Below are 5,455 nucleotides of genomic sequence, written 5' to 3' on the forward strand. Positions count from 1 at the left end.
GTGTGGTGATGGTCTGCCAGGTATTGAATGGATGTCGTGGTGGTTATTTCCGGCTGCCACGGTGTTGTTCTGTAATTTTTTTACGGAGAGTTTGATCCTGGCTCAGGATGAACGCTGGCGGCGTGCTTAACACATGCAAGTCGAACGATGAAGCCCAGCTTGCTGGGTGGATTAGTGGCGAACGGGTGAGTAACACGTGAGTAACCTGCCCTTAACTCTGGGATAAGCCTGGGAAACTGGGTCTAATACCGGATAGGAGCGTCCACCGCATGGTGGGTGTTGGAAAGATTTATCGGTTTTGGATGGACTCGCGGCCTATCAGCTTGTTGGTGAGGTAATGGCTCACCAAGGCGACGACGGGTAGCCGGCCTGAGAGGGTGACCGGCCACACTGGGACTGAGACACGGCCCAGACTCCTACGGGAGGCAGCAGTGGGGAATATTGCACAATGGGCGCAAGCCTGATGCAGCGACGCCGCGTGAGGGATGACGGCCTTCGGGTTGTAAACCTCTTTCAGTAGGGAAGAAGCGAAAGTGACGGTACCTGCAGAAGAAGCACCGGCTAACTACGTGCCAGCAGCCGCGGTAATACGTAGGGTGCGAGCGTTATCCGGAATTATTGGGCGTAAAGAGCTCGTAGGCGGTTTGTCGCGTCTGTCGTGAAAGTCCGGGGCTTAACCCCGGATCTGCGGTGGGTACGGGCAGACTAGAGTGCAGTAGGGGAGACTGGAATTCCTGGTGTAGCGGTGGAATGCGCAGATATCAGGAGGAACACCGATGGCGAAGGCAGGTCTCTGGGCTGTAACTGACGCTGAGGAGCGAAAGCATGGGGAGCGAACAGGATTAGATACCCTGGTAGTCCATGCCGTAAACGTTGGGCACTAGGTGTGGGGACCATTCCACGGTTTCCGCGCCGCAGCTAACGCATTAAGTGCCCCGCCTGGGGAGTACGGCCGCAAGGCTAAAACTCAAAGGAATTGACGGGGGCCCGCACAAGCGGCGGAGCATGCGGATTAATTCGATGCAACGCGAAGAACCTTACCAAGGCTTGACATGTTCTCGATCGCCGTAGAGATACGGTTTCCCCTTTGGGGCGGGTTCACAGGTGGTGCATGGTTGTCGTCAGCTCGTGTCGTGAGATGTTGGGTTAAGTCCCGCAACGAGCGCAACCCTCGTTCCATGTTGCCAGCACGTCGTGGTGGGGACTCATGGGAGACTGCCGGGGTCAACTCGGAGGAAGGTGAGGACGACGTCAAATCATCATGCCCCTTATGTCTTGGGCTTCACGCATGCTACAATGGCCGGTACAATGGGTTGCGATACTGTGAGGTGGAGCTAATCCCAAAAAGCCGGTCTCAGTTCGGATTGGGGTCTGCAACTCGACCCCATGAAGTCGGAGTCGCTAGTAATCGCAGATCAGCAACGCTGCGGTGAATACGTTCCCGGGCCTTGTACACACCGCCCGTCAAGTCACGAAAGTTGGTAACACCCGAAGCCGGTGGCCTAACCCTTGTGGGGGGAGCCGTCGAAGGTGGGACCAGCGATTGGGACTAAGTCGTAACAAGGTAGCCGTACCGGAAGGTGCGGCTGGATCACCTCCTTTCTAAGGAGCATTAGTGCCCGTTGCATCACCGCGTGTGTGATGGCGGGTTGCTCATGGGTGGAACATCAATGAATGGTGCCAGTGGTGGTGCCGGCAGTGCTCGAGTACGTCATGCCTTTGCGGGTGTGGTTGGAATGGGTGGTGTTGGTGGCTGCGAGCTGGTGTTGGCACACTGTTGGGTCCTGGAACAGCAGGTGCCCTGATCTGTGAGGGTTGGGGTTGTTGTTTCTGGTCTCCGTGCCTTGTGAAGCTGGCCTTGTGGGTTGGTGGATGGGGTGTGGGTTGTTGTTTGAGAACTGCATAGTGGACGCGAGCATCTTATTTTTTTTGTTGCTGCATCGTTGATCGCACTGTCCCCCCTGGGGTGGTGTGTGAGGTGTGGTGATGCCGAGAATGACATCTTAGTTAGATATTGCTCATTTGAGGACTTTCATTGTGTGTGAAAGTTTCCAAGGGCGCATGGTGGATGCCTTGGCAACAGGAGCCGAAGAAGGACGTGGGAATCTGCGATAAGCCTGGTGGAGTCGATAACCGGACGTTGAGACCAGGATTTCCGAATGGGGAAACCCCGCACGACGTGTCGTGTGACCCCCGGTTGAACACATAGACCGGGTGGAGGGAACGTGGGGAAGTGAAACATCTCAGTACCCACAGGAAGAGAAAACAAAAGTGATTCCGTTAGTAGTGGCGAGCGAACGCGGATGGGGCTAAACCGTATGTGTGTGATACCCGGCAGGGGTTGCATGTGCGGTGTTGTGGGCCCCTCCTTGTCATGTCTGCCGGCATGGCGCAGTGAGGTGCGGGCATATAGACGAACCAGTGTGGATGCTGGACCGTAGAGGGTGAGAGTCCCGTAGTCGAAATGTGTTCCGCCGCTGTTGGGGGGTTGCCCGAGTAGCACGGGGCCCGAGGAATCCCGTGTGAATCTGCCAGGACCACCTGGTAAGCCTGAATACTACCTGTTGACCGATAGCGGATCAGTACCGTGAGGGAATGGTGAAAAGTACCCCGGGAGGGGAGTGAAATAGTACCTGAAACCATGTGCCTACAAACCGTTGGAGCCTCCTTGTGGGGTGACAGCGTGCCTTTTGAAGAATGAGCCTGCGAGTTAGTGATACGTGGCGAGGTTAACCCGTGTGGGGAAGCCGTAGCGAAAGCGAGTCTGAATAGGGCGATTGAGTCGCGTGTCCTAGACCCGAAGCGGAGTGATCTACCCATGGCCAGGTTGAAGCGCGTGTAAGAGCGCGTGGAGGACCGAACCCACTTCAGTTGAAAATGGAGGGGATGAGCTGTGGGTAGGGGTGAAAGGCCAATCAAACTCCGTGATAGCTGGTTCTCCCCGAAATGCATTTAGGTGCAGCGTCACGTGTTTCTTCCCGGAGGTAGAGCTACTGGATGGACGATGGGCCCTACAAGGTTACTGACTTCAGCCAAACTCCGAATGCCGGGAAGTGAGAGCGTGGCAGTGAGACTGTGGGGGATAAGCTTCATAGTCGAGAGGGAAACAGCCCAGACCACCGGTTAAGGCCCCTAAGCGTGTGCTAAGTGGGAAAGGATGTGGAGTTGCTGAGACAACCAGGAGGTTGGCTTAGAAGCAGCCACCCTTGAAAGAGTGCGTAATAGCTCACTGGTCAAGTGATTCCGCGCCGACAATGTAGCGGGGCTCAAGTACACCGCCGAAACCGTGGCATTCAGTTTTGCTGGATGGGTAGGGGAGCGTCGTTCACGAGGTGAAGCCAGCGGGTAACTTCTGGTGGATTGTGGACGAGTGAGAATGCAGGCATGAGTAGCGAAAGACGGGTGAGAAACCCGTCCGCCGGATGACTAAGGGTTCCAGGGTCAAGCTAATCTGCCCTGGGTAAGTCGGGACCTAAGGCGAGGCCGACAGGCGTAGTCGATGGACAACGGGTTGATATTCCCGTACCAGTGAAGAACCGCCCATGCTGAGCCGGTGATACTAACCGCCCGAACCATCCCGATCCTCGTCTTTGACGGGGACGGTGGTGGGGAGCGCGGGACCTGAACCGGGGAGGCAAGCGCATTAACGGGTGTGACGCAGGAAGGTAGCCGGGCCGGGCAATGGAAATGACCTGGTCTAAGGGTGTAGGGCTGCCGGTAGGTAAATCCGCCGGCTGTATGCCTGAGACCTGATGGGCGCCCACGTGGTGGGTGATCCGGTGATCCTATGCTGCCTAGAAAAGCATCGGCGCGAGGTTCAAACTGCCCGTACCCTAAACCGACACAGGTGGTCAGGTAGAGAATACTAAGGCGATCGAGAGAATCATGGTTAAGGAACTCGGCAAAATGCCCCCGTAACTTCGGGAGAAGGGGGGCCCCAACCTTGAGCACCACGTGCTGGTGTGAGGGGATCGGGGCCGCAGAGACCAGGGGGAAGCGACTGTTTATCAAAAACACAGGTCCATGCGAAGTCGTAAGACGATGTATATGGACTGACTCCTGCCCGGTGCTGGAAGGTTAAGGGGACCTGTTAGCTTCGGCGAAGCGGAGAACTTAAGCCCCAGTAAACGGCGGTGGTAACTATAACCATCCTAAGGTAGCGAAATTCCTTGTCGGGTAAGTTCCGACCTGCACGAATGGAGTAACGACTTCCCCGCTGTCTCAACCATGAACTCGGCGAAATTGCATTACGAGTAAAGATGCTCGTTACGCGCAGAAGGACGGAAAGACCCCGTGACCTTTACTATAGTTTGGTATTGGTATTCGGTGTGACTTGTGTAGGATAGGTGGGAGACTGTGAAGCGGGCACGCCAGTGTTCGTGGAGTCGCCGTTGAAATACCACTCTGGTCACTCTGGATATCTAACTTCGGCCCGTGATCCGGGTCAGGGACAGTGCCTGATGGGTAGTTTAACTGGGGCGGTTGCCTCCTAAAATGTAACGGAGGCGCCCAAAGGTTCCCTCAGCCTGGTTGGCAATCAGGTGTCGAGTGCAAGTGCACAAGGGAGCTTGACTGTGAGAGTGGCAGCTCGAGCAGGGACGAAAGTCGGGACTAGTGATCCGGCGGCTCGTTGTGGAACGGCCGTCGCTCAACGGATAAAAGGTACCTCGGGGATAACAGGCTGATCTTGCCCAAGAGTCCATATCGACGGCATGGTTTGGCACCTCGATGTCGGCTCGTCGCATCCTGGGGCTGGAGTAGGTCCCAAGGGTTGGGCTGTTCGCCCATTAAAGCGGTACGCGAGCTGGGTTCAGAACGTCGTGAGACAGTTCGGTCCCTATCCTCTGCGCGCGTTGGAAATTTGAGAAGGTCTGTCCTTAGTACGAGAGGACCGGGACGGACGAACCTCTGGTATGTCAGTTGTACCGCCAGGTGCATGGCTGATTAGCTACGTTCGGGATGGATAACCGCTGAAAGCATCTAAGCGGGAAGCCGGCTTCGAGATGAGATTTCCTTGCCCCTTTGAGGGTGTGAGGCCCCCAGCTAGAACACTGGGTTGATAGGCTGGATGTGGAAGCGAGGACTGAAGACTCGTGAAGCTGACCAGTACTAATAGGCCGATGACTTACACACACTCTTATCCTATTGCTTGCTTCAAGGTGATGGGTTGGTGTTCGCGTCCACTGTGCGGTTGTCTGATTGCAACCGGCTGTCCATGTGTTGGTGGATGGTTGGGGTGTTTTGAGTTGAATAGTGTCACTGTTGTGTGACCCGTAGGTTTCCCTGCTGTTGCCCGTGTTGAGGGTGGTGGTGTGGGGTTAGGGTTACGGCGGTCATAGCGTGGGGGAAACGCCCGGTTCCATTCCGAACCCGGAAGCTAAGGCCCACAGCGCCGATGGTACTGCAGCCGGGAGGTTGTGGGAGAGTAGGTCGCCGCCGGACATTCTTTGAGGGA

The 5,455-nt window shown here is 56.1% G+C and carries 3 rRNA genes; all 3 read left to right on the forward strand.

Annotation, left to right across the window (positions count from 1 at the left end):
* Window positions 1–79 precede the first annotated feature (79 nt).
* Window positions 80–1,602: ribosomal RNA gene (locus FLM69_RS11000) — 16S ribosomal RNA — on the forward strand.
* 439 nt (window positions 1,603–2,041) lie between these two features.
* Window positions 2,042–5,133, forward strand: a 23S ribosomal RNA gene (locus FLM69_RS11005).
* Window positions 5,134–5,325: 192 nt separating this feature from the next.
* Window positions 5,326–5,442 (forward strand): 5S ribosomal RNA (rrf, locus tag FLM69_RS11010).
* Together the 16S, 23S and 5S rRNA genes form the textbook arrangement of a ribosomal RNA operon.
* The last annotated feature ends 13 nt before the right edge of the window (window positions 5,443–5,455 follow it).

The sequence above is a fragment of the Micrococcus sp. R8502A1 genome (assembly GCF_006704135.1).
Taxonomy (GTDB): domain Bacteria; phylum Actinomycetota; class Actinomycetes; order Actinomycetales; family Micrococcaceae; genus Micrococcus; species Micrococcus luteus.